A 25,192-nucleotide genomic window follows, 5' to 3' on the forward strand; every position below is an offset into this window, starting at 1 on the left:
ATATTTGTGTCACAAAAAAATGACACAATTCTCCCCTCATAATTAAAAAAAATCTTATAGACTAAGGATTTTTAAAAGGGTACTTTTGTGTCAATCTACATGTGTCACAATCATTGGGTTTAGTTCCTTCATCCAAAATATCATTTCCCTTTTTGGCTCGGGACTGCTCGCTTATAAAATCATTGTGTTTTGACAAGAACTTGATAACATAAATATAAAAAGCCGCAATATCAGCGGCTTTTTATATTACTATGTTTTGTCACCCGACACATGACTTTAGTGGTATTATCACCTTATTTTATAGAATCGTAAAGCTCTGTCATTCGGTCTGCTAATTCCGATTGCGTCTCCATCCGGTAATGATTAATATTGATTGGCGTCATATACAACTTTTTTTCACCTTGCTCTAACATAGTGACATGGAACAAAACCCCTGATGAATCTTCTCGGTCTGGATCAAGTATGATTTTCAAGTGGCGCACCTTTTCGATCCATTCCTGAATTAGTACTTGATCTGTAGTTGTTTTTTTTGTACCATTATCGCCACTCATTATTTCAATAGAATCAACCAGTGTAATGTCGCTAGGATAGAAGGTCTCTAGTTCTTTTGATTCCTTGCTTACTCCTACCATATCGGACTGATTAGAAGTTTGGCAGCTACTTAGAATCAAGACCAACAATGAAGCGCATATTAAGATATGAAATAATTTTATTTTCATCATATTCCCCCCTTAACCTCTACCTGAAAAACTCATAGAGCATTGCTTAATTCTTCGAACTCAGCCCACTGGGCATGTAGTGCTCCCTCTATATCAAAACGGGAGAAGGGATAAGTATTTTTTAATTTCTAATTCACTTCTCAATAGGCGTAGCCGGAATATCCATGTTTTTTATTACCACGGCTTTTCCGGACTCATCTAGGCCTTGAATTTCGATGTTCATACCCATGGAAATTGGAAAACGGGCAAACCAGATCGTGCGGTCGTCTTGAATATGAATCATTTTCGCAACCTGCTTATATTGATTCTGTTTATCAGTCAATTCAATATTAACTACATCCGGTTTAAACGATTCCCCATAGACGATCGGTAGCAGCGGTTCTCCCGATCCGTCCGGTTCAGTTCCTGTTACATATTCAAAGATCAGGCTCTCATCCTGCTTCAAATTTTTCAGGCTGCTGAACTGATAACCGCCCCCTGTTACCCATTTCCAGCCCGTAAGTGTCTTCTTCCAATATTCCAAGTTCAAATCCACGTCTTCATCATCATTTTGACCGTAATCTTTTGTATAAAATACAAGTACACCATTGTCGGTCCATTCTTTATGTACGATTTCATCTAAGTCGAAACCCGATACGTTTAGGGCGCGATACCTTTCTGTAATGACCTGACTTAAAGTCTGATCAATGGCGGGGTCAGCAGCCGGATTTGTCAGATTCATCGGTAAAAACCAAGCAAATACGATAAATCCAATTAAAGTAATACCTGCCGCTGCTGCAGATGTCTTCCAAAACCATCGTTGTTTTCTCACATTAGCCACCTCTGGATCATATGAATCCGCCTCCTTTATTTCATGGGTAAAATGGCGCCGGAGCACCAGCTCCCATATCCAGTCCACGATCTCTACCGTAATACTTTGTATTAGAATCCTCTTACAACCTGAATATTATTAATGAACCCAGCCGAAGGTGTAAATAGAGCAGTGAATTTATTGCTTTTCACATCATATTCAAATAATCCACGTTCATTTTTAACGACTGCTATCGCATATATTTTGCTGCCGTCATAAGAGTAATTAGCCTCTCCCCTTTGTAATCTTGTAGTTCCCCACTTACTCAAACTAATAGTCTTGTTTCCAGTATCGTAATCAACAACCATAGAGGGTACTTGCCCCTGGTTATATTTCTTATCACCAAATGCAATAACATGACCTTCTTTATTCATGAGCATTCGAATCCAATAATTGTTACTAAATAGCTTTGTTTTTTCTTTTAAATTGTAATCCGTTTCGTATATCGTATACGTTGGCATTTTGAAATTATTCTGTCCCACGGGTCCATCTTGATGTGCCAGATTATATTGCCTTTCCTTCAAAGAGTACGCAGAAGCATATATTTTTTTGTTATTTTGATCTAATGTAATAGCTTCTACCAACATGTCATCATCACCCCATAGTGTCATCTCCATGGAGTTTAGATCAACAGCTCCTAATCGTATGGCTTGCTCACCTTTAACATTAGCCACAAAAAACAATTGATCCCCTGAGGGAATAATATAGTTGACTGCAAATAAGTTATCTGTAAGTTGAGTGTTTTTTTCACTCAATAAATCTTTGACAAAGATTTGATCTCCATGATCCTTGTCTGTTCCTACCCTTTGAGTATAGTATACTAATTGATTTGGTTTATCATAGAAGCCTAATGGATATTGAGCTGTATAATCGAATTGAAAGACTGTTTTTATTTTCTTTGTATCCGTATCATAGCTTAGTATTTGTGTCTTTATGGCTCCATTCTCATCTGTAGTCGCATATTCTGAATAAGTCAATGTAATGTAATCTGCTGTAGGGGCCGGTGATTGCTTCTCTGGACTAGCAGCAGGAGCACGGGAGGCTGTATTTGATGTTTCGGAACTTGATTCTTTAGAAGAAAAACATGAAACCAGTAACATTGCAATACACAATAACCAAAATGAGATCTGAGTTTTTTTCAAATAAATTTCTCCTATAACCGATTAAATAATCCGTTCAGCTATAATAACACCCATGCTATAGTAAAAGTTTCATAATTCATTGATTTTATTATTATTTAGTGTCATATATAGTATAATATGTAATCCTTGGTATTTTAGTATGTATGTATTATTATAAAAGATAAATTACATATTTAAGGAGTGTATTATGGAGAAATTAAAAAAGGAATTTGTTGTTGGTGTAACTCTTGTTTCATTTTTAATAAGCGTTCTTATTGGCGCCCTAATGGCAACTTCAGAAATGAATTCCTCTCTACATCGTGATCGTGGTCAGTGGTTATTATCATTTTTGTTCCTAAGTATGTTTGCACATCTATTCAATTTTGTTGCAAGCAGTTTGAGTTTTCTCATAGGTAAGTACGTCCTCGTTCAAACCATGTACCGGATCGTTATTCTTAATTTAGCAGGTATAGTATTACTAGTAACAATGTATTTTATTATTGGTAGTAATTACTACTTCTTTCTGTTTATCACTTTTCCTCTGTATACTTTATACATGCTCATTTATCAAAATAGGAATGTCGCATAGGCGTCTGTTCTTGAGAATATTAGCGACTTTCTATAAGTAGATTGAGATCGATTCAAAATATAAATGTTTCTGCTCACGATCTTCGCTGCATTTAATGTATTACTTGGGTGGATCAGATAGATTGAGATTTTTTATATAGTTACCTCTGAAGAAATTATGATGGTATGTTATGAAATAGGTTTTATTCTTTTGAACTAAGCTAAACGTTGACTCAGGTACAGATATTTTTACTTCATTGCCACCCAATTTTAACATCATTCTCTCCTTTATTGTAGGCTCTGATCCGTGTTTGAAGTTGTGTAACCTGGCTTCGTTCTCCATAAAGCCTAGAGCAACGGTAAAGACCAGAGTTTAAATTCCAAGGGCTTGTCATTGTTGATGGTTAAAGCCGGCAGGCAGCTGCCCGAGTACATGTTCGTCAAATGGAAATATTCCATTGACCGCACGCTCCAGCAAGCGTGCCAGTGCCGCTCTGGCACTGGTCTGCAGCTCTGCTGAATAATTGAGGATGATGCTATTAGAAGCAAACTCGTCCTCGTCAACCACCTTCCAATCTTCGCCAGGCTGCTTGATTAAATCCAGATCGAGATCTACGAAAGAGATCCCTGTTTCTGTAACGATCGACGGCATCGCTACATTGCAGTAGTACGAGACCGCCTTTCCATCCTCGATGCCGATAGCCACGGTGAACCATTCCTTTAAAAAAAACAGCTCCAGTGAAGTATTATCCATGATGAATACACTTTTCTTGGTATGGTGAATCAGCTTGCGGCCCGGTTGGCACAAGACCATAACATATTCGTCGTTCTGTTCAAGCCGCTCCCCGCTCCATTCGTAATGAGGACGGTTGGGGTGCTTGAGGGCTTGAAGATGCATCATTCGGGTCATGGGAAGGACACCAAGCTTTCTATTTATTTTCGCTCAAAGAAACCACTTTGTTCCCTTGATGTATAATCTTCTCATCGTGTGTGACAAGTACAATGGTCTTGCCCTGCTGATTGAACTCTTTGAGAATAGCAAGAACAGTCTTTGCGTTATTATGATCTAGGGAGCCCGTAGGCTCATCGGCCAGAATAACATCGCATTTCTTAAGCATCAAACGAGCAAGTGCTACCCGTTGTTGTTCACCTCCCGAAAGAGTGTACACTTTGGAATTTAATTTATCTTCGAGGCCCACCTTTTGCAAGGCTTCCTCTATGGAAAGATTTGATCTTGAATTTTTTCGAATCATTAATAAATTGTCACGCACTGTTTTGTGATCTACCAATGCAAAATTCTGGAATAAAAAACCTACTTTGGTGCGAAAATAATGAAGTTGATTGTTCTTCTTGCTGATATCAACGCCATCTACCTCGATGATGCCAGACTCAACAGACTCTATGGCACCGATCATATTCAGAAGAGTGGTCTTACCACAACCGCTGGGACCCGAAATGATCATAAAATCTTGAGCTTGTATCTCCATATTAAAATTGGAGAATAATGTCTTGCCGCCAAAAGACTTATTGAGGTTTCGAATGGATATCATGTCACATTCCCCCCTTTCAAGATTCGTTGTATGTTAGCTTTTTCAATACGCTTAATGTTGCTGAAAATAACAATCAACTCTAACATCATTATTACTGCGCCAGCAGCTGCCAAATAACCGACAAGCTGATAGTTCATCAACATGGTAATGGCTGCAGCAGAGGCCGTACCTAGAATCGTTGTAATGAGTGTAATGAGAATCATCTTTCTATGTTTCTCCCAAACGCTGAAGCCGAGTACTTTTTTTACTGAAAGTTCGATTGCGTTTGCTTCATATTCTAATTTGATTAAAGAGAGGATAATCATGAATTCTAATATGAGCACTAGTAAACTAAAGACAAGGTTTATATAAAGAATTTTCTTGGCAGCATTCCACTGGTTATTGAACTTGTCCATCACATTGGTTTTAGATAGTATGGCATTCGATTCAGTAAGCTGATGCTTCACAAGAAATTGATCGAACGCCTCGTCTGTAATATTATACATCACTTCTCTGATGTAATTGGCTCGATGGGGACTAACATGAAGAGGCTGCGACTCAGGTACCGTATTATCGTACATAATAACGGGATTCTTCAGACGCTCACTTCCGTAGTTGTTGTTTTCATTGATTGCTGTAACATAAGCCTTTTTATCATAATAAATGACTTTGTATTGATTTTCTTGGATGCCTTTATTCTCGAAAAATAAATATTCTTGCTTTAATTCTTCTATAATGCGGGAATCATTCAACAGATCTGCTGGAAGTATAAAGTAATAATCATGCTCCAAGGGCTCGCTTTTCAGCGGGTCCATTTGATCTGACAAATAGCTCCATGTATTTCGATTGGCCATAACGGCTGGATGCGATGTGGACAAAGGGCTGTAAACCACCGAAATTAATGTAGCCTTAGTTGAATTGAAGTGTTCCGAATAGAATTCGGATTGTAATAGCTCGCTTTCTTCAAACATTGCATGAGCTGTACCGTTTTGATCAACATACGGTCTATATTGTATGTAAATATAAGAAAATTGAGCATGCTTTTCGAAAAATGGCTTTTGTTTATATAGCTGATAGGAATCATGAATCATAACAAGATTACTGGAAATAATAGTTATAGTTACTATAACGGTAAAGGCCTTGAAGACATAATTAAGCGTGAGAAGTCTCCTCGTATTGCTGCTAGTATTTGAGAAGGCTTGTTTGATGTGCGTGGTACGAAGACTTAAATAAACCGATCCATTCAAGACAAGAAGAACAGCTATACATAAGAGTGACTCCGTGAATTGATGTGTAATAGACGTGAGGCGATTTAATCCTATGAATATAATACTAAACATAAGCGCAAAAACCAGGGTGTCGCTAATGATATTTTTAATCAAGATCGTGCTTACTCTTTCGCCCATCGAAATGCGAATCAGATTTTCCTTTCTTTGACGAAGTACATCATAGTACGTGAGCAAGAGGACAATGCCTGCTACTAACCCCCAAATTGCAAACACGGTAAACTGTGCATCTCGGTTCTGATAGCCTTCCCGGGGAAAATTACCGGCATACGTATTTATTAGCTCAGACTTAAATTGATCGGCTTCATCTTTACCCCCTATAATATAAAAATCATGGACATCTTTAAGACCTTGGATTTCTTCAAGCGAATGAAAGCTGAAATGTATGTCGCCCACAAATAAGCTTTTATAGTGCTTATCATATATACTGAGCTCAAAGTTAAGGTGCTGCTGGTAATTTGGCGTACCATATAGCTTTATGGAATCGTAATTGCCAGTCGGAGTTTTGATATAGGTAAACACCTTCACGTTATTTCTGTCTGCAGCCCGGAGAATATCTTGAACCATATCCTTCTCGTCCTGACCATGTTGAAGATACAAAGAGGTGTACCGGTATGGGCTGTGAAACTGATCCAGACGAAAAATCTGACTTTCAGCCACAATCACCATCGCAAAACAAAAAACAAAGAAACAAATGATGTATTTAATTCCCTTCAAAGGTACAAACCTCCAGACATATTGGCTAGTGTTTAACCAGCGGCTCGATGGGCTGATTATTCATAATTTCACCTGAAAGCTCCGTCCACAAAAGGATCGTCCCAGTGCTGTGGACGTGTGAGTGCCAAAGGTAATCGTGTATGATCATCGCCTTTAGCCGCATTGATCTGAGATTGAGTTAGAAAAATGCTCTTGGAGAGGTCAGCTCCCCTAATATCGGCATCACGAAAATCTGCACCGATGAGATCTGCCCCCCTCAGATTCGCTCCTCTCAGGTCAGCAGCAATGAGATACGCTCCTCTCAAATAAGCTCCTTTCAGGTCCACTTTTCTCAGATCGGCGGCAATGAGGTCGGCCCCTCTACCCATCTTCACTTTACGAGCGGAACCCCCTTTTTTCGGCCTCGTTCCATGTTTTTGCTTACTTCGAGCCTCCGCACGCACTAGTTCACTGGTTTTCATAAGCAGTGTATTTACGTGTGCACGGTGTTCAATCATGTCTAATTCCAGGAGCTCGTTAGCTGGGAGCAGACTCCATCGCTCTGTCATCTCCAGCAAGCTGCGAATCTCGTCATGAACAGGCTTTCCCGCTTGAAGCGTCATTGCCTCTGTCAAATACCACATCAATTCATGAAGCTGCAGCATAATCAGGAATGCGTTAAACATTGACTTAGCTGTGTCCGGAAACTGGCGCCAGTCTTGCCCGCGGAACGTAATCTGAGAAACCTTCTGCCCCGCTCCGAAACAGTCAAATGCCAAACACCCCTTAAGACCACGGGCACTCAGGCTTTTATGAATATTGCAACGAAAGTCATGCTGCAGTTGGATACACGGTTGACCTGCTTCTTTATCAATGGGGAAACCTTCAGAAGCTGAGAAACATAGAGAGACACAGCATAGCCCAAAACAATGATCACAATCTGCCCGAAGATCTTCGCCGTCCTTCTCTTGCTTGACCTGGACGTTTCCGTCATTCAAACATTTCATCTGCACCTTCACCCTTTACCTATATGATTTGTGCTTTATCGCAATTGAGCGGCTGATATCCATTTCACCAGATCTGCATCAATGAGAGTTTTTTTATACAGCACATCCCCGCTATTTTGAAAAAAAGGAATATGTAATGAAGCGTCATTCATAAATTTGAAGACAAGCAAACCTTCAGGGCCCTTTTCAAACACTATTTCTGTGGCCTTTACTCGTTCAGAGCTATTTATCTGGTTGACAATTCTATGAATCGTTTGCAAATCCGTGATCGTCTGGCTGCTTTGATTGGACATATAGACATTCTTATAAATGGTCATGGACTGTATGTCGCTCTGGTTCGAAATAGATAGATTTCTTTTATCGTTGTTATCCGAAAACAAAATATAAGCCACGCTGGTCAATACGAGGAGCAATAAGATAAATATATAATTCACCTTTTGAATCCAATGACTTATATGCCAATAACGACTTTTCAGTTTAGATTTCTTTCTTTGTTGATCCTGCATGGTCAAACCCAACTTTCTATCACCCAATGATAAATCATTCATCTTATATAATACCAAATTGAACTAGTTATTGGAATAATATGACTCCGATGATGATCTTTAATAAAATTCCTATTATTCTAATGCCATGTTATCGAAGGTACAGTTGCGCAAAAAAGGAGCTTACAGCAGTCTCCAAGACTGTCATAAGCTCCTCAATCTAGTTAATGATGCTCAATGATCATTATGGCGTTCTCAATTATTCTTTCTTGAATGCAATCCAGCCCAGCTCGATTCCTGGCTTCACAAAATCCAGCCTCATCTCATAATACCCCTGCTCCAGCTCCACCTTGCCGAGACGCTGCTGCAGCCAGCTTCCCTCTGTACCGCTGGTTTGCACGGTCGTTAACAGCTCCTCATTCAAGTACACGTTACAGGCACACTGTGCCCAGCGTACAGCATCGGATTTCAGCTTAACGACAAGACGGTAGATCCCGGCCTCTTCTACGCGGAATGTGATGGACTCGGTTTCGTTAGGAACGATCTGCCCTTCGCCTTCTAGCACCTGTACTGCTGAAGCAGAAGCTTCTGCCGCAGCCATTCTTGCGACAGGCGGCTCCGCTTGAGGTTCACGTGCAAATACCGGAGCATTCATCAGGAAACGGCAGATGTTGCTGGCCGCCCGCTGCAGCTCAGCCCGTGTAACGAGCCCATCTGCTAGGCCTTGTATCGTGTTGTCGTTCATGACGTTGAATGGAGCTCCGTAGTTCTGTACAACCATGTACAGATCGTTCTGTGCCCGGACCATGGCGGCCGTGTTCTTCTCATCATACGCTCCGCCCAGGACGGGGTCATTCATCTTGGCCCACCAGTCCGTCATCACAATCCCGGTAAAGCCCCACTCGCCCCGCAGGATGGTGGTGTTCAGATCATAGCTGGATGCAGACCAATAGCCGTTCACCGGATTATAAGCAGTCATGATGCAGGTCGCGCCGCCATCCTTCACCGCGATTTCGAAGCCTTTCAGGTAAATTTCCCGGATTGCGCGCTCAGACACTACGGCATTGACGAAATGACGCTGATGCTCCTGATTGTTACAAGCAAAATGCTTCAGCGTCGCATGAGCGCCGCCCTTTCGAATTCCCCGCACTGATGCACTGGCCATAACACCAGTTAGAAGTGGGTCCTCCGAGAAGTATTCAAAGTTACGTCCATTCAGCGGATGCCGGCGGATGTTCATCCCCGGTCCGAGCAGAGCGTCAATCTGGTAATCCAGCAGCTCCTGTCCTTCCCATACATACAGCGCCTCCACCAGCTCTGTATTCCAGCTGGCAGCAAGCAGCGTACCGATCGGAACCTGGGTGGCCAGATGTCCGCTATCCATTCGGATGCCGGATGGGCCGTCTGCCGTACAGGCGACGGGCAGTCCATAGTGAAGCAGCTGCTCGGTTACTCCGCCAAAGGCTGAAGCAGTCCCGGGTGTAACGAGCGGACTGCTCATGCCTTCGCCTCTGACAAGCGCAGCGAGATCTTCATCACTCAGCTGAGCAATAAACGTCTCCAATGTCACGCGGCCCGCCTGCACGTCCTGCAGCTTAAATCCCTGATCCCCTGTCGGTGTCATTTCTGCCGGAAGTCCAGCTTCTATACGTTTGGCCATATCGACCTGACGCGTAGGCACCTCTGCATAGGTCAGCTCGTAGGTTCCGTCCTGCTTCCGCTCTCCCGGCACGATGCGGGTGAAGCCTTCAGTGGGTGCCATTGCCTCTTGCAGCTGCTTGACCACCTGCAGCGACTTCACCTCATAGCCCTCCAATCCATCCAGCTGGACTGGCACGGTCTCACGTACACTGCATCCCGCATGGAAGCGATAATGCCCCGCTTCCAGCACATATGCCGACCGATGTCCGGTGACACCGCTGTCATCGTAGGACGCCAGCGCATGAGCATGTATTCGCACCGTCACTTGTTCGGATGATCCGGGCTTCAGCAATCCGGTCTTGATAAAACCGGCAAGCACGCGAGCAGGCTTACCCAGCTTGCCTTGCGGAGCCTCCACATACACCTGGAACACTTCTTTTCCTTCATAAACAGCTCCGGTATTGGTCACGGTGGCTTCAACCTGAATGATGTCCTCACCATTCTCACGCACTACACTTCCTTGTGCACCTTCGATGCTAAACGTGGTGTAAGACAGACCATAGCCGAAGGGATATTGAACCTTCTCCGGGCAAAAGGTCTCGAAATACCGATAGCCGACATAAATGTCTTCCTGGTACAGGTTTTTCGTATCACTGCCATAGTTAGCGCTTGACGGATAATCCTCCAGCGTATATGCAATGGTATCAGTCAGCTTGCCGCTCGGCACAGCATCCCCGGCCAGCAGATCCGCAATGGCATTGCCGCCTTCCATACCACCCTGCCAGGCATAAATCACACTCAAAATAGGATGCTTGTGCCCGCTGTCCTTCAGCCAGCTCATATCTATAATATTGGGCACGTTCAAGACAACCACAATACGCTCAAAATGACTACTGACCAAGGTGAGCATTTCCTGCTCCGCAGTCGTTAACAGATAGCTGCCAGGAGCATGTGCGTTATCCTGATCCTCGCCAGCGGTCCGGCCAATAACAACGATAGCTTGATCCGAGAGGCTGCGGGCATGTTGCACGATGTCATCGCTTAAAGGCATTTCCTGCTGATGCCAAGGCTCTGCCGCCCAAGCGCCGCCGCCGTTATCAAACGGATGCTCCTTGATCCACTCCTCGTAAATACCTGCCAGAGCCTCGTTGACTTTAACCTGCGGCTTGCTGCGCAAACCGTCTAACAAATTCGTTGTATAGGCTACATTGACGCTACCGCCAGAGCCGGTACCGCTGCGATAATAGTCAATCTGGGAGCGTCCGAACACCGAAACAACCTTCCCTTGTCCAATCGGCAGACCTTGTTCGTGATTTTGGAGCAGTACGGCTCCTTCTGTTGCGGCTTTGCGGCTGAAGTCTGCAAAGGCCTGTGATGGTTTCTGGTTCATATTCTTTGGCAAAGCATTCCCTCCGATGATCATAATCTCATACTATGTAAATTGTACTTGGGTTTCAGACAACAGGACATACCAACAATTTAAGATAGATGCTACAATTTCAATATTTTCGAGTGAAGCCTGCTGTATAGATCCGCTATATTCCCCAAAAAAACAGCAGCCTGGACCTAGCCCAAGCTGCTGTTTGATCGTAAACCCTATGACTACGGAGTGCTGTGATGTTCCTATTGCTTCTCAAAATAATGCTCGCGGAAATTTTTCACATGTCCATTATTGTATCTTGCAATTCGAATGATTCGTTTGAGGTTCAAATCCGGGGGATACCAGAGCGATTTTAGAACCTTTTTTTGTTTATACAGCTCATGGATTTCTTGAAGCAGCTTCGAGTTCGATACGTATCTGTTCAGTACGCTCTTAGGAACATTGGTCCACATTCCTGTCTGATTGCCGTAGACACATTCCTCTTCCTTGCCATAGACGACATTGTCGATCAGCACCTTGATCATATTCAGGCCCGCCGCTCTGACAAAAAGACTGCTTCTTCCCATTCTCGGATTGATTTCAAACATCATATACTTTCCGGTTCGGCTATCGTATTTCATATCGATATTCGAGAAGCCCACATAACCGATCTCCTCCAGAAAGGTCTTGATCTGCTGGTACAGCTTCATGTCGGAGCGAGCAATAATGGCGGCATAATTACCGAGTGTTTTGGGAGCGTATTCCTCCAGGACGGGCTGTCCCAGACTCATCAGCTTGACCTTGCCGTTCTCATCCGAATAGCTGTTCATGACTCGCATGGCGTCATCCCCGCCGGGAATGAACTCCTGAATAATTAATTTTCCTTGATAGTCCGAACGATTCAGGCTTGTGACCATCTTGAGATATTCATTCTTATCATGGAAAAAGAACACCTTCTTCTTGCCTTCAAAATCACTATGCAGGTAGTCATAGGCATTGCTGTTCTCCGGCTTTACTACGATCGGAAAGTCAAAGCTCATCTTATCCAAAGCGGTTTCGCGTTCATGCGGTTGACATACGATCGTCTTGGGATAGTCAAGTCCATGGCGCTCACACAGCTGATAGAATTTATCCTTTGTATCAAAGGTATCCAGCAGCTCCTCAGAAATAAAGTGATTCGCAATCAGCCCTTTGAATTTGGAATAATGACGGGTCAGCAGGCTGGCATAGTAGTCTGAGCATGGGATGACCACTATTTTTTGATTGTCGGCAGCGTGCTTCTCCAGAATGGATAAGAGCGCTCCGGGAAAGACCTCGTCATGGTCAAATCTGTCGATCTGCACAAGGTGAAACAACTGACTGTTCATCGTTGGAATGAGCAGCCGGGTGCACAGCAGTAAAGGCTTGATCTGATAGGCTTCATGAATCAGCCGGGCATTGCCATATGCGTTTTCATCGCTTCCTAGGATGATGGGTAGAAAATCGTATGTTTTCATGTCTGCTCCTTATCCTTTATGTACTTGTCCATCTCACTTTGCATCAAAGCTCACATGTTCTGCATTTTAGTTTATGCGCAGTTCCTGGATATTTCAAGTTTGATATGACGGTCAGGATCAGGAAGCCGATGATTTTCAGATCTTCTTCCATTAAAGGTTAACGCTTGGGCTGGTACTCCGCAAAAGCTTCTTCAATATGATCTGCGCGCAGCAGGCTATCCTCGATGATTGCCTTTCGCTTGGCCTTCAGAACAATTTGCTCCATCTCTGCGTAGCTTGATCCTTGAAGAATGGATGCAGCGATCGACTGGAGGTGATCCTCTTGGCCGAAACCTCCGATCAGGAGCGAAATATATTGATCCCGTTCCTTCTCATCCGGCAGGCTGTAGGCCATCTTGGTGTCAAACCGCCGCCAGATTGCGTGATCCAGCTCGGTTTCCAGATTGGTTGCCGCCATAAAGATGCTGTCGCCTTCAAACTCATCCAGACATTGCAAAAGCGTGTTAACCACCCGGGACATTTCTTTAACCTCATCGTTGTTCTCTCGCGTTCTCGCGATGGCGTCGAATTCATCCAGAAACAGGACACAAGGTGTGGCCTTCGCATATTCAAAAATTTTACGTACATTGCTCGCGGTCTCTCCCAAATGACTATGAATAACAGCATCCAGACGCACCAGCAGCAGAGGCAGCTCCAGCCGGGTTGCTACATAGAACGCGGTCAGCGTCTTGCCTGTCCCGGGAGGCCCAAACATCACAATCTTATTGGGAATCGGCACATCATGCTCCTTAAACCTTTCCTTCATGCCCAAAATGGTAATGAACTCCTCCACAATCTGCCGGTTTCGATCCGGCAGCACAATACGCTTTACCCTGCTCTCACATTCTTTAACCGTATAATAAGCAGCCATGTCGATGCCTTTGGCCCGTGGCAGCCGTTGATTGGATGACGTTTTGCCCATGCTTCATTCTCCCTTGTCCATCATAATGATGACATTCATTTAATTGTAATGATTACGAATAAATGAAGTATATGCAATTTGTTTTGCCGTTGTCAACCATTTTGCTAAACGTCGGAAGTGTAGTTCATTCAACTTTATCTTGCTAAACCTGTTACTCCATGAGATAATTGATGTTTTCCAAATCGTAATGAGATTGATGTTTACATTAAACGATATTAAATTGTGTCGGAGGCGTGAGCGTGGAGCGATATCCTTTTTCCTATAATCCGTCAGAACCGTTCGTCAAGCAGGTTGGCGATTGGGTGGCGGATGTTTTTTATGATGTGCTGCCGGAGCATGGGTTCGAGATCCGGGATGAACAAATTTATATGGCCTATCAGCTGGAGCGTGCCTTTGCAGAGCAACAGACCATTTTTGCTGAAGCCGGTGTAGGTACAGGGAAAACCCTGGTGTATCTGCTTTATGCCATCAATTATGCGAGGTATACCCGCAAGCCGGCTGTCATTGCCTGCGCGGATGAATCGCTGATCGAGCAGCTGGTGAAGCAGGAAGGAGATCTGGCGAAGCTGGCTTCTTACCTGGATCTGCAGATTGACGCAAGGCTTGGTAAATCACCCGATCAATATCTGTGTCTCCGTAAAATAGACGGTGCTCGTCTTCAGGATGAGGATGCAGCATTCATTGAAGAGGTGCACGAAAGCCTCCCTGACTTTGTTCATGCTCCCGGTACGATGCAGGCCTTCTATCCTTATGGTGACCGAAAGCAATATCCTCATTTGAGTAATGAGCAGTGGCAGAAGATAAACTGGGACTCATTCCAGGACTGTTTTGTATGTGAAAAAAGACATCGCTGCGGCATGACCTTATCCCGGGATCATTATCGCAAATCGACCGACCTCATTATTTGTTCCCATGATTATTACATGGAGCATGTATGGACATATGAGGGGCGCAAGCGTGAAGGCCAGCTCCCTCTGTTGCCGGAGCATAGCTCCGTCGTCTTTGATGAGGGGCATTTGCTGGAATCCGCGGCGCAGCAAGCCCTCAGCTACAAGCTGAAGCATAGTGCTTATGAGGAGATTATCACCCGGCTTCTGGATGGCGAGATTCGGGAGACGCTGGCCGAGTCCATTGAAGCTTCGTTGGATCAGAGTCAGCTGGTGTTTGACCTCATTGCCAAGCAGGCCAAAGCCATTCCGGGATCCGACCGTTATGAAATTGACGTGGATGAGAAGCTGATTTCTGAACTGAATCGCTGGCGGAGCACGATTGAGCAAATTGATGAGGAGCTGGTGTTTGAGAGTGGACTGCATACCCTGGATGAGTATAAGCTGCGCATTGTAGAGGAGCACCTGGAGATGATCCAGATTGCGCTGCAGCTGTTTCAGAAGCGTGACCGATTCATCTGCTGGGCGGAAATGAATCAGAATGGTGAGGCTACGCTGGCCATGATGCCGCAGACGGTCAAAGAGGTGCTGAAGGAGCGCGTGTTCGGACTGAAAATGCCGATTGTCTTCTCGTCCGCCACGATGTCAGTGGATGGATCTTTTGACTACGTGGCCGAGAGCCTTGGTATAACGGATTATATCTCCTTCTCGGTAGCCTCTCCTTATGATTACGAGAAGCAGATGAAGCTGCTTGCGCCGCGGGAGCTTATGCACAGCGATTCTATGACGGAGGAAGAGAAGCTGATGCAGAAGCTGGAGCTGGCAGCCAAGCTGATTGAACGGACCGGCGGACGAGCTCTATTGTTATTCAAAACCATGGATGAGCTCAAGGCATTCAAGCATGCGTCAATGCGTCATCCAAAGCTCACAGCCTATACCATGCTGTATGAGGGGGACCGGGAGATCAGCAGCCTGATTACACAATTTCAGCAGCAGGAACAGAGCGTGCTCTGTGCAGCGAGCCTGTGGGAGGGCCTTGATGTACCGGGGCCTTCATTATCTAACGTCATCATCTGGTCACTGCCCTACCCGCCGCAGGACCCCGTATTTACGGCAAAACGGAAGGCGGCTGCTTCAGCTATTGAGGAGGTTGACCTTCCCTATATGCTGCTCCGCTTGCGTCAAGGCTTGGGAAGGCTGATTCGTACCTCGACCGATCAAGGCATTGCAGCCATGCTCGACGCAGAGGTGGTGCTGGACCATGGTGTCCGCGAACGCATCGAAGCCGTATTGCCGCCGGGAGCGGCTCTTGAGATTGAAGCTTTGTTGAGCTATAGCTAGCGGAAGAAGCATATGTTATTTCTAATTCTGATCTATCTGACGTTTATTAGTCTTGGATTACCAGACTCGCTGCTTGGCTCATCCTGGCCGCTAATGAATTCAGATTTGGGGGTCTCTACCGCTAGTGCAGGTCTTGTTTCGTTCATAATCACTTCGGGAACGATTCTCTCCAGTCTTTTCTCTCATTCCCTGATCTCGTTATGGGGTACAGGGAAAATAACGCTGACAAGTGTGTTCATGACCGCCATTGCGCTGCTTGGCTTCTCTTTCTCCCACTCATTTTTGTGGCTGCTGTTATGCTCAATACCGCTAGGCTTAGGCGCTGGGGCCGTTGATGCAGGGCTGAATAAATTTGTAGCTGAGCATTACGAGGCCAAGCACATGAACTGGCTTCATGCATTCTGGGGAGTGGGAGCCATGCTGGCTCCCCTGCTCATGTCTGTACTTCTGTTCGAGGGAAATACGTGGAGAGGCGGATACTTGACCATCTCCTCGCTGCAAATGGCTATAGTAATATTGCTGGTATTCTCACTTCCAGTGTGGAAGAGGGTTGAAGCCTCACCCATTTCCATTCATGGAGAAGCCGAGGATAAAAGGCAACCGGCGCTGCTGAGTACTTTAAGCCGCAGAGGTGCCCTGTGGGGATTGCTATCTTTTTTTCTGGTAGCTTCGATCGAAGCATCCATGATGCTGTGGGGCTCGACGTACTTGGTGAAGCAGGAGCAGGTTTCGCCGGAAAGTGCAGCTGGTTGGGTATCGTTATTCTTTCTCGGCATGACGGCCGGGCGGATGCTAAGCGGATGGATTTCCAGCCGCTGGAGCAACGAGACCTTAATCCGTTTCGGAAGTGTACTGACGCTTTTGGGTTTTATCGTCATGCTCCTGCCCTTGCCCACCCCATTCACGCTGACGTCATTCATCTTGGTGGGCAGTGGCCTGGCTCCAATCTTCCCTTCGATGCTGCATCAGACGCCGCAGTATTACGGTCAACACGCACAGGCAGCCATGGGAGCTCAGATGGCTTGTGCTTATACGGGAACGACACTTGTCGCTCCCGGTATGGGTCAGCTGCTGAGCTTTATTTCGTTCTCCTTTTTCCCGTATTTGCTGTTGGCATGTAGTGCGGGACTGCTTCTTAGTAGAGAGCTGTTTAAATGGAGAACTAGTGATTTACCCTAAATACAGATACACCAAAAAGGGATAGATGGCTCTATCCCTTCACTCGCAGCAGTCTCATACTGTTCAAGATTACGAGCAGTGCGGCCCCCGTGTCGCTTAACACGGCGATCCATAGTGTCAATATATCAGGAAAGATTAGGACCAGCGCAGCAGCCTTGATGATCAGCGAGAACCAAATATTCTGCTTGATGATGCCGAGCGCTTTACGGCTGAGCTTGATCGTATGGGGCAGCTTCTCCAGATTGTCGGCCATCAGCACAATATCTGCGGTTTCCATAGCGGTGTCCGTCCCGGCGCCGCCCATGGCGATGCCGAGATCCGCAGCAGCCAGAGCAGGAGCATCATTTATTCCATCGCCGACCATCGCTACGCGGTGGCCTTCGTGCTGCAGCTTCTCAATAGCACTTACCTTCTGCTCTGGCATCAGCTCGGCAAAATACCGGGATACCCCGGAGTTCGCAGCCACATGCTTTGCGGTTCCTTCATTATCCCCGGTCAGCATGACCTGCTCCTGCACTCCCGTCTGCCGAATACCTTGCAGTGCATCTACGGTCACCTGCCGAAGGCGATCCGACACCGCAATCAGCCCTAGCAGCCGATCCGCTGTGCCGATCAATACTAAGGTGTTCCCTTCCTGCTCCAGCTTCTGTACTTTGGATTGTATGGAGTCAGGCATATGCAGGTGCTGAAACAGCTTCATATTCCCGGCCCAATACGTGGTTCCGTTCATTACTGCCTCGACACCGCGTCCTACCTTGTTATTAAATCCGGTTCCCTTCTGTTTGACGACGCCTTTGCTTTGAGCATAGGCCGTGATCGCTTTAGCGATCGGATGCGTTGAGTACTCCTCAAGTGTGTATGCAATGGAGAGCAGCTCGTATTCGCTGACCTTCCAGGCCTCCAGGTGAGATACGGAGGGCTTGCCTTCCGTCAAGGTGCCTGTTTTGTCAAAAGCAATAGCACTAATGCGGCCAGCCGTTTCCAAAAATGCGCCACCCTTGATGAGCACCCCATGCTTCGCAGCGTTTCCGATGGCGGAAACAATGGCAACCGGCGTAGAAATAACCAACGCGCAAGGACAGGCTACCACGAGCAGCTCCAGCCCTTTATAAAACCACTCTCCCCAGCTTCCCAGCCCGATTACCGGAGGCAGCACCATGGTGAGCAAGGCTGCTGCAAACACAATAGGCGTATATATTTGAGCAAAGCGATCGACAAAAGCCTGCGTCGGCGCTTTCTTCTCCTGTGCTTCTTCTACGAGATGGATGATCTTGGAGATCGTTGTATCCTCCGCTAGAGCAGTAACCTCTACTTCCAGCGTACCCTGCTCGTTAATCGTTCCTGCGTAGACAGCATCCCCGATCTCTTTATCGACCGGAATGGACTCACCCGTAATGGGAGCCTGGTTAACACTGGACTCTCCCACCACGACCCTGCCATCCAGCGGAATACGATCCCCGGGTTTGATTACAATAATCTGTCCCAACCTCATCTCCTCGACCGGCACCTTGACAAGCTTATCCTGCTCCTTAACCCATGCTTCAGGCGGCGCGAGGTCCAGCAGGTTCCGGATGGATTGACGAGTTCTTTCAATAGATGCGGTCTGGAGCATGTTGCCAAGGGCGAACAGCCAGACGACCGTGGCTCCTTCTAGCCATTCTCCAATCAGGGCCGCGCCAACGACGGCAGCCGTCATCAGCACATTCATATCTAAAGCTCTGCTTTTGAGGGCGTAATATGCGCTTTTAGCCGGCTTGTAGCCGCCGGTGAGTATCGACAAGACATAAGCAAATGTACTCCATGCAGGAGAGAAGCCAGTAAATGAGCTGATCAAGCCTAGCGCTAGCAGCACGCCGGAAAGGATCAGGGGATATGGCTTGGCAGTAGGTGCCGCCGGTGCCTTCTGCTGCTTCTTGGTCAACAGGGTGGCTTGAAACCCGGCCTTGGACACCCGCTTGATAATTTCCTCTACCGGATGATCGTGCTCCATTTGCATTTTACCGGTGGAAAAGTTAACGCTGACGCTTTGCACCGCCGGATCGCCCCTGAATTGCTTCTCAATCGTTGCAGCACATGCACCGCAATCCATGCCCTCTATAGCATAGGTTCTGATCTTCGAGGAAGCATTCATGTGTGCAGCCGGTGTAATGCTCTCAACAGCCTTTGCAGGTGCTGCTGTGCAGCAATCATCCTGACAAGCGTCAGCACGTTCACGGACCTGCACCTTTGGCCGAAGGTCAACCTTGATCTGATGTTTAGGCTGCACCGTTTCCTTCGTGGTACAAGAAGAATCCTGACAGCAGCCTGACTCTTTCTTCTCCTCATTCATGCTCATCACTCCATTATCGGGTTATCGCAAGCGATCGTTTCGTTCTGAACCTGCTCATATACCTCATCCAGCAGCTGGATGAGTGACAAAATCTGCTCGTTACGCAGGGCATAGTAGATATACTTGCCTTCTTGTCTTCCGACAATAATGCCACAGCCCTTCAAGCATGCCAGGTGTTGGGAGATGTTGGACTGATTGCCCTGCACAGCCTCTACAATCTGAGACACCGTCTTCTCTCCGCTTTTCAATATATTCAGGATTTGCAGACGCGTCTTATCGGAGAAGCCGCGGATAAACTTTGTTTTGAGATCCAGATCTATTGTATGCACGTGAGTCACTCTCCTCCTCAATCATATTAGTTTAAACGCATATGTTATGTTGAAAACATATTAGCATAATCTAATCTGATAAATCAAATCAAAAAATCCGCAGCTTTTATTGCAGCACCTTTTCTTTATGTATGTTTCTTATATTGCTATCCAATATTTGTAATAATATTGTAAATTTATGAATCTACTCCAGATGGACCAGTTGTAATCCCTTCTTCAAGTGTTGCCGGAACTTTGTCTTTACTAGCAGCAGGCTCCTGACTCTCTGGTTTAGTTTTTGTCCACACTTCATCGCCTAAAGCTGGGGACTGCCACCAATAGAAATCACGATACACTAAATCTGTTGTCAAATATAATAAAGTCGTTTTATCATCAATGATCAACTCATATTGAGAAATTCCAACACCATCGGAATCATTAAGCTCTGTGATCCATTTTTCAATTTTAGGAACAAGACTGTTTACCTCTGAAATGTCAGCCGTAAGTACAATAGTCGCTAGCTTCCCACCTAGTGCGTTGCCTAGTGCCTGATGGCTACTACTGACTTAAATCATGCTGCTTAACTACGCAGTTATTTTTTTGAGGGATGAAACATTTCCTCATTTACCAACGTGTTAGGGGTGAAAGGAGGAGAGCAATTGGGAGTTAACGAGCTAGACAAACATGAGTACATCACAAGTATAGTGAACAAATACGCCGATATGATACTACGGCTGGCACTAGCCCACCTCGGCAATTTAGCAGATGCGCAAGATGTGTGCCAGGAGGTCTATATCAAGTTCTTTAAGCACCAACGTTCCTTTAACGACACTGAGCATGAAAAGGCATGGATCATACGAGTAACGATAAATGCGTGTAAGGACGTGATCAGAAGTCCGTGGAAGAAATGGTTCTCACCATCCGAGGAGGTACCCCTGCCAAATAATCATACAGAGAACATGGAGGTCGTGTCCCTTATTCTTATGCTTCCTCGGAAATACCGGATAGTCATACATCTCTACTATTATGAAGGCTACAAAACAGCCGAGATCGCCGAGCTTTTAAATATAAAAGAGAGTACGATTCGGACACAACTAAAACGAGCTAAAGAACTTCTGAAGATGAAGATAACGGGGGGATTTGACGATGATGATGAGAAGTAAGTATGTGAACGGTATGAACGAAGTAAAGGCGGATGATGATCTCAAACAATTAATCATCCGCAAAGCCAAATCGAGTGCCAATGCTCCTCATACCGCAGCTCGGGAATTTCGCAAAACGGTCGCTACGATTACCGTTTCCTGCTTGATTATCCTTCTTCTGGCCATTGGAGGACCGCTTGTTCTTCGCAATGGGGATCAAGCTAATCCATCTACATTATTTAGCGGGTTCGTGGTTACTGCTTATGCAGCAGACGGAGCACCATTAGTGGTAAAACCAGATGTAGAATTCCCGCTTGGCGAATACTCTATGTTAATGAGCAGTGTGCCAGGCTTTCCTGTAACCATTGCTTCTGAAGGTACTGAAAAAATTGAATTACAAACCTCAGAGGGACAACTGTTATTATGGAATCCAGAGGATTCTAAGGTGATACCGCAGGGAAAGAAAGCGACCATTAAATCAGGTGAAAATATTTATTGGACTCCTTTGGTAAATGATGACCCTTCTCAATCAGCGACAACTGACAGTATCCTTGAGATAAACGCCTACAAGGATAGTACAAAGATCGGTAGCACTAAGATTGAGATCAAATCGGAAGATCAAATCATATACAAAGGAAAGTTAATCTATGAATGAACTGGGTTATTAGATTGATAAAGATAAGGGGAGGATACTTCGCGGACAGATAAAAACAAAGATCACTCAGAAAAATTAACTTCTAGATTCTTGGTTACGTATAAGTTTGACAGTTCAAAGAATGAATTTGTGATCGATCAAATCCAACCGGAACCGGTGACACAAAAATAGGCTCGTCCGATCTCTCGCTGATGTGCCTTGTTCCAGAATCGTTGTGATGAAGCCCTGACTATAGGGCCGCCCTTTAAGTTTCTAAAAGCTCGAAGCTGACATTTTCCGCAGCTGGATTACCGATTCAACAGTGAATCCAGCAATTCATCCAGGGATGCATCCTGCAGCTCGTTAATCAATTGATCCAGCCTGGTTTTCCTTCTCAGCGAGCCTCCAAGAACGATTTGCAGTCGCTGCTCCTTGTCAATGAGTAAGGAGTCTACGGTCAAGGCATTGGTAAGTAAACCGGCAATGACCGCGATTTGCTGAGGCGTTAGGTTATTTAACAGAGACCGATCCTGCTTAGGCTTGGAACGTCTGCGGCTTCCTTTTCCCGATTTTCCTTGTGCCATAGCTAGCCTCCACTACACATGAATCCATCCGTTACGGAATGATTGTTTCCGGTGCCTCCGGCGTCAATTCTTTCCCGAATCCGTAAATGAAAGAGAGTGAGATTACAATAAATAACACCAGATTTATGCTTCGCTGTTCATCGTTTGGAGCTTTAGAGGTTCTCGTGCCTGCCAACGGGGTTCCCTCCTTCCTCCTCTGTCGAACGGGGAGCTACAAACAGAAGATAAAACGCAATGGCGGTGATCAGGATGATGTAGAAATCCTTGGCATCCTGCTGAGGGCTGCTTTCACTGCTGTTCAAGGTGTTGAAGGTATAGCTGATGATAAGCACCGCCTTTACGCAGAAAATGTCATCGCTGTCCATGGTTAAGCTGTTACATACATCTTCTTTAGCATATGAAGGCTCACCGCATTTGGGTACTGTCATTTATAACGGCTCCAGGACAGGTGTGAAGGAATGTGCGTATGATCCAGGAAAACCTGTGCTTCAGTGGCTGCGATGAATAATGTAATCCAGAAAATGCTGAAAAAAAGCCGTTTTTAATTTTAGCTTCTCTACCGCCTCCATGGCAGAGCAATAATGATCCCACATGGCTTGCCGCGCACCCTCCACACCAAGAATGGTCACAAAGGTAGAATTTCCGTTCTGCCGATCCATCTGGGTATCTTTACCGAGGGTCTGTGCATGGCCTTCGGTGTCCAGGACATCGTCCTGGATCTGGAACGCGATGCCTGCATGGTAAGCAAATTTCTTGATGCTGTCGATGACGTCGGGCGGTGTCCCGGCAAGAATAGCAGGCATGACCAAAGCTGCCTCAAAAGCAATACCTGTCTTGTAGTAGCAAATCGCATTCAGCTCCTCTAGCGTCAGCGTCTGGCCTCTTGTGCTTAGATCCTTCATCTGGCCGGCGCACATATCCCCCGCGCGCTCCGCGGAATATTTTATCAGAGACTGCACCCGGGAAGGATCAAAGGAGGTCAAGGAAGCCTGCTCCTGCATCGCCTTCTGAATAAGGTAGACTCCGGCCAGCTCTGCGGAGGCACTATCGTAGACCTCATGCAGCGTGGGCCGCCCTCGCCGGGTAGCTGCATTATCCTGAGAGGGCAAGTCATCAAAAATAAGCGAGGCTGTGTGCATATACTCCAGGGATCGGAGTAAAGGCAGGAGGTCCGTTTCCGCAAATCCGTATTCCAGGACTCCCATGACATAAGCAATCACAGGGCGCAGCAGCTTGCTCTCGCCCTGCAGGCTGTAATTCGCAGCAGCAATGATGTCAGCGGTAAAGGCTTGGTCTTCTTGCGGCAAGGTTACCGGAAGGGATGCTTGTATGACTTGTCGCGCATTCTCCATGGTTTGTCGGAACTGAGCCTTTTCTTCCTCCTGACTGCGCAGTGAGCTGATCAGCTGATCCCGTAGCAGCTTGTCGAAGAATTGGACAGGATTACTGTTACGAACCAGCTGCTGCAGCAGGACCGCAAACGGGGTGTGGCTTGGTTCGAGCTCCTTCATCAAGAACTTATACTTATCATAGCCGAGCCGGGACCGGCATCTGTGCAGACTGCTGATCGCTCTGCTTAGAATCGCCTCCTGTACCTGCTTATGACCTTGATACAAATGATGAATGAGATAATGAACGACAGCCCAGTACAATTCAAATGGATTGATCAGATCCGGGCGGTTTTCTCGGTGGGTCAAGTAATAGGTGTACGGCGTTACAGACTGATGCTCCAGATCCTCATACAGATCTGCGAAATCATCGGAAAGCTGGTTGTAAATTCCAAAATAAAAGGTGCGCTCTTCATAGTCTGCACTCGCTTCCGCTGCAAGAACAGAACGAACAATAGTCCGGGAAGCAGCAGACTTCAGAATGATCGGAATATAAAGCTCTTCGTTGCTGTACGCTGCGTAATCCAGCCGTTTGATCCGGTCGATTTCCTGGGCATGAAAAAACACATAAGTCTGTTCAAAGAACGCACCTCGCGTTTCGTCACGCTGAATGGACTGAATATATTCAAAGGCTGATTTCAGCTCACGATAAATAAATGCTGCCAGCTGCTCATGCTGCCGGGCCCAATCCCCCGGTTCGGGAACAATGCCTGTGACAAGAGCATGGCGGATCATTTGAGCATATTGCAGGTTATCTTCTGGACTGAGCACATCGGAGTCCAGAAGATCATCGATAAAAGGATAGGTCAATCCGTAAGAATAACCCAGCTTGATGGCTTCGCCCAGTCTTCTGCTGCGCTCCTCGGCAGAAACGTCCTCTCCCAGCTCCTCCAGGGCGTGCATAACGACGCCTGCGATCAGTTTGATCAGCTTTCTTTGGGCATGCTCCTTATGAATGCCTTCCGGAATATGGTCGCGCACTTGCCTCAGCTTCTCAATGAGCCAGATGATGACAGGCTCAATCTGTTCCTTCTGTCCCCAGCGGTATAGATCCTTAAAGCTGAACAAATTGCCATTTGCAGCTTCATGATTTGAGTTAACGTGCTGTTCAAGTAGATGTTCTATTTTTACGGTCAGGTTCTGTATCCTTTGCTGGATTGCCGGATTCTCAGGAGAAGCTCCAAGATCTCGCATATAAATATAAGTGATGCTGCGACTCAAGTAGTCGTTCAGCCGCCCGTTATACTGAAGATACTTCAGATAAGTGAAGTTTTCCGCTGGTCGCGGCTCCTTGCGGACTTGCAGGAGCCGTGAAAGTAAAGGCCTGTGATGCTGCTGCTTCCATGCCTTTACATCCTCCATAAGGTGTTCTGCATAGTCTTGCCGATGAACAGAGGCTGACAACAGCTCAAAATATTGTGAAGCCTGCGCTGCTTTTCTGTCATACCATCCTGCGGCCTGATTGTCATTATCCTGATTGTCATTGTGATGTGTCATGTAAGCTTCCCCCGACTGCCTTGACTTCGACTCTGAACTGTTAATCTTTACAACGTATAACAAACTTACGTCTGAACATTGAAGCCGTTTCAAAATGATGAATAATATTGGATTGAATACGGGCTGATTCATTTCCATCGAGTCCATGAAACAACATACTTCATGAAACCTTCCTAAGTCAAAAG

At 45.9% G+C, this 25,192-nt stretch carries 21 protein-coding genes; 4 read left to right on the forward strand and 17 right to left on the reverse strand.

From position 1 onward, the window contains the following. Window positions 1–293: 293 nt before the first annotated feature. From JJQ72_RS02805 to JJQ72_RS02855, 11 genes are all read right to left on the reverse strand, one after another. Window positions 294–722 carry a hypothetical protein gene (locus JJQ72_RS02805; protein ID WP_208202692.1) on the reverse strand — a complete coding sequence of 143 codons (429 nt, stop codon included), beginning with the start codon at window positions 720–722 and terminating at the stop codon, window positions 294–296. Between the two features lie 130 nt (window positions 723–852). Further along, window positions 853–1,530, reverse strand: a complete 678-nt coding sequence (locus JJQ72_RS02810) for a hypothetical protein (protein WP_208202693.1) — start codon at window positions 1,528–1,530, stop codon at window positions 853–855. 110 nt (window positions 1,531–1,640) lie between these two features. Then, a complete protein-coding gene (locus JJQ72_RS02815) occupies window positions 1,641–2,711 on the reverse strand; it encodes a hypothetical protein (protein ID WP_243895838.1) in 1,071 nt (356 codons plus the stop codon). A gap of 937 nt (window positions 2,712–3,648) precedes the next feature. Then, entirely contained in the window at window positions 3,649–4,167 is a 519-nt protein-coding gene (locus JJQ72_RS02820; RefSeq protein WP_243895839.1) for a ribonuclease FAU-1 family protein, read from the reverse strand. A gap of 19 nt (window positions 4,168–4,186) precedes the next feature. Continuing rightward, window positions 4,187–4,807: an ABC transporter ATP-binding protein gene (locus JJQ72_RS02825; RefSeq protein ID WP_208202694.1), complete on the reverse strand. Its 621-nt coding sequence runs from the start codon at window positions 4,805–4,807 to the stop codon at window positions 4,187–4,189. Beyond that, on the reverse strand, window positions 4,804–6,789 hold the full coding sequence (locus JJQ72_RS02830; RefSeq protein ID WP_208202695.1) for a DUF1430 domain-containing protein: 1,986 nt from the start codon (window positions 6,787–6,789) through the stop codon (window positions 4,804–4,806). The genes JJQ72_RS02825 and JJQ72_RS02830 overlap by 4 nt, the downstream gene beginning before the upstream one ends. 68 nt (window positions 6,790–6,857) lie before the next feature. Beyond that, entirely contained in the window at window positions 6,858–7,775 is a 918-nt protein-coding gene (locus JJQ72_RS02835; protein WP_208202696.1) for a pentapeptide repeat-containing protein, read from the reverse strand. Between the two features lie 35 nt (window positions 7,776–7,810). Continuing rightward, complete coding sequence (locus JJQ72_RS02840) at window positions 7,811–8,323, reverse strand: hypothetical protein (RefSeq protein ID WP_208202697.1); 513 nt, start codon at window positions 8,321–8,323, stop codon at window positions 7,811–7,813. A gap of 196 nt (window positions 8,324–8,519) precedes the next feature. Beyond that, entirely contained in the window at window positions 8,520–11,291 is a 2,772-nt protein-coding gene (locus tag JJQ72_RS02845) for a glycoside hydrolase family 3 protein (RefSeq protein WP_208202867.1), read from the reverse strand. A 233-nt stretch (window positions 11,292–11,524) separates the two neighbouring features. Continuing rightward, window positions 11,525–12,757 (reverse strand): carboxylate--amine ligase, encoded by a 1,233-nt coding sequence (locus JJQ72_RS02850; RefSeq protein ID WP_138225847.1) that lies wholly within the window; start codon window positions 12,755–12,757, stop codon window positions 11,525–11,527. A gap of 157 nt (window positions 12,758–12,914) precedes the next feature. Further along, window positions 12,915–13,718, reverse strand: a complete 804-nt coding sequence (locus JJQ72_RS02855) for an AAA family ATPase (RefSeq protein ID WP_138225846.1) — start codon at window positions 13,716–13,718, stop codon at window positions 12,915–12,917. 239 nt (window positions 13,719–13,957) lie between these two features. Between JJQ72_RS02855 and JJQ72_RS02860 the strand changes: the two genes are divergently transcribed. Together JJQ72_RS02860 and JJQ72_RS02865 are read left to right on the forward strand one after the other, a co-directional pair. Further along, on the forward strand, window positions 13,958–15,946 hold the full coding sequence (locus JJQ72_RS02860; RefSeq protein ID WP_208202698.1) for an ATP-dependent DNA helicase: 1,989 nt from the start codon (window positions 13,958–13,960) through the stop codon (window positions 15,944–15,946). Between the two features lie 12 nt (window positions 15,947–15,958). After that, entirely contained in the window at window positions 15,959–17,125 is a 1,167-nt protein-coding gene (locus JJQ72_RS02865; protein WP_208202699.1) for an MFS transporter, read from the forward strand. 31 nt (window positions 17,126–17,156) lie between these two features. On the opposite strand, the gene JJQ72_RS02870 is transcribed toward JJQ72_RS02865, so the two are convergent. From JJQ72_RS02870 to JJQ72_RS02880, 3 genes are all read right to left on the reverse strand, one after another. Then, a complete protein-coding gene (locus JJQ72_RS02870; RefSeq protein ID WP_208202700.1) occupies window positions 17,157–19,454 on the reverse strand; it encodes a heavy metal translocating P-type ATPase in 2,298 nt (765 codons plus the stop codon). A 5-nt stretch (window positions 19,455–19,459) separates the two neighbouring features. After that, window positions 19,460–19,783, reverse strand: a complete 324-nt coding sequence (locus tag JJQ72_RS02875; RefSeq protein ID WP_208202701.1) for an ArsR/SmtB family transcription factor — start codon at window positions 19,781–19,783, stop codon at window positions 19,460–19,462. 176 nt (window positions 19,784–19,959) lie between these two features. After that, window positions 19,960–20,166: a hypothetical protein gene (locus JJQ72_RS02880; RefSeq protein ID WP_208202702.1), complete on the reverse strand. Its 207-nt coding sequence runs from the start codon at window positions 20,164–20,166 to the stop codon at window positions 19,960–19,962. A gap of 255 nt (window positions 20,167–20,421) precedes the next feature. On the opposite strand from JJQ72_RS02880, the gene JJQ72_RS02885 reads away from it, so the two are divergent. Both JJQ72_RS02885 and JJQ72_RS02890 read left to right on the forward strand, forming a co-directional pair. Then, window positions 20,422–20,925 (forward strand): RNA polymerase sigma factor, encoded by a 504-nt coding sequence (locus JJQ72_RS02885; protein ID WP_208202703.1) that lies wholly within the window; start codon window positions 20,422–20,424, stop codon window positions 20,923–20,925. Further along, window positions 20,909–21,559 (forward strand): hypothetical protein, encoded by a 651-nt coding sequence (locus JJQ72_RS02890; protein ID WP_138225842.1) that lies wholly within the window; start codon window positions 20,909–20,911, stop codon window positions 21,557–21,559. The genes JJQ72_RS02885 and JJQ72_RS02890 overlap by 17 nt, the downstream gene beginning before the upstream one ends. Window positions 21,560–21,846: 287 nt before the next feature. Here the strand turns inward: JJQ72_RS02890 and JJQ72_RS02895 are convergent, their stop codons facing one another. The 3 genes from JJQ72_RS02895 to JJQ72_RS02905 all read right to left on the reverse strand — a co-directional run bounded on the left by JJQ72_RS02895 (window position 21,847) and on the right by JJQ72_RS02905 (window position 25,007). Continuing rightward, window positions 21,847–22,122 carry a hypothetical protein gene (locus JJQ72_RS02895; protein ID WP_138225841.1) on the reverse strand — a complete coding sequence of 92 codons (276 nt, stop codon included), beginning with the start codon at window positions 22,120–22,122 and terminating at the stop codon, window positions 21,847–21,849. Between the two features lie 152 nt (window positions 22,123–22,274). Continuing rightward, window positions 22,275–22,550, reverse strand: coding sequence for a hypothetical protein (locus JJQ72_RS02900; RefSeq protein ID WP_208202704.1), 276 nt, complete (start codon window positions 22,548–22,550; stop codon window positions 22,275–22,277). 60 nt (window positions 22,551–22,610) lie between these two features. Continuing rightward, window positions 22,611–25,007, reverse strand: a complete 2,397-nt coding sequence (locus JJQ72_RS02905) for a polyprenyl synthetase family protein (RefSeq protein WP_208202705.1) — start codon at window positions 25,005–25,007, stop codon at window positions 22,611–22,613. Window positions 25,008–25,192: the final 185 nt, after the last annotated feature.

Origin of the sequence: Paenibacillus sp. F411, from assembly GCF_017582705.1 — a bacterium.
GTDB lineage: Bacteria > Bacillota > Bacilli > Paenibacillales > Paenibacillaceae > Paenibacillus_AQ > Paenibacillus_AQ algicola.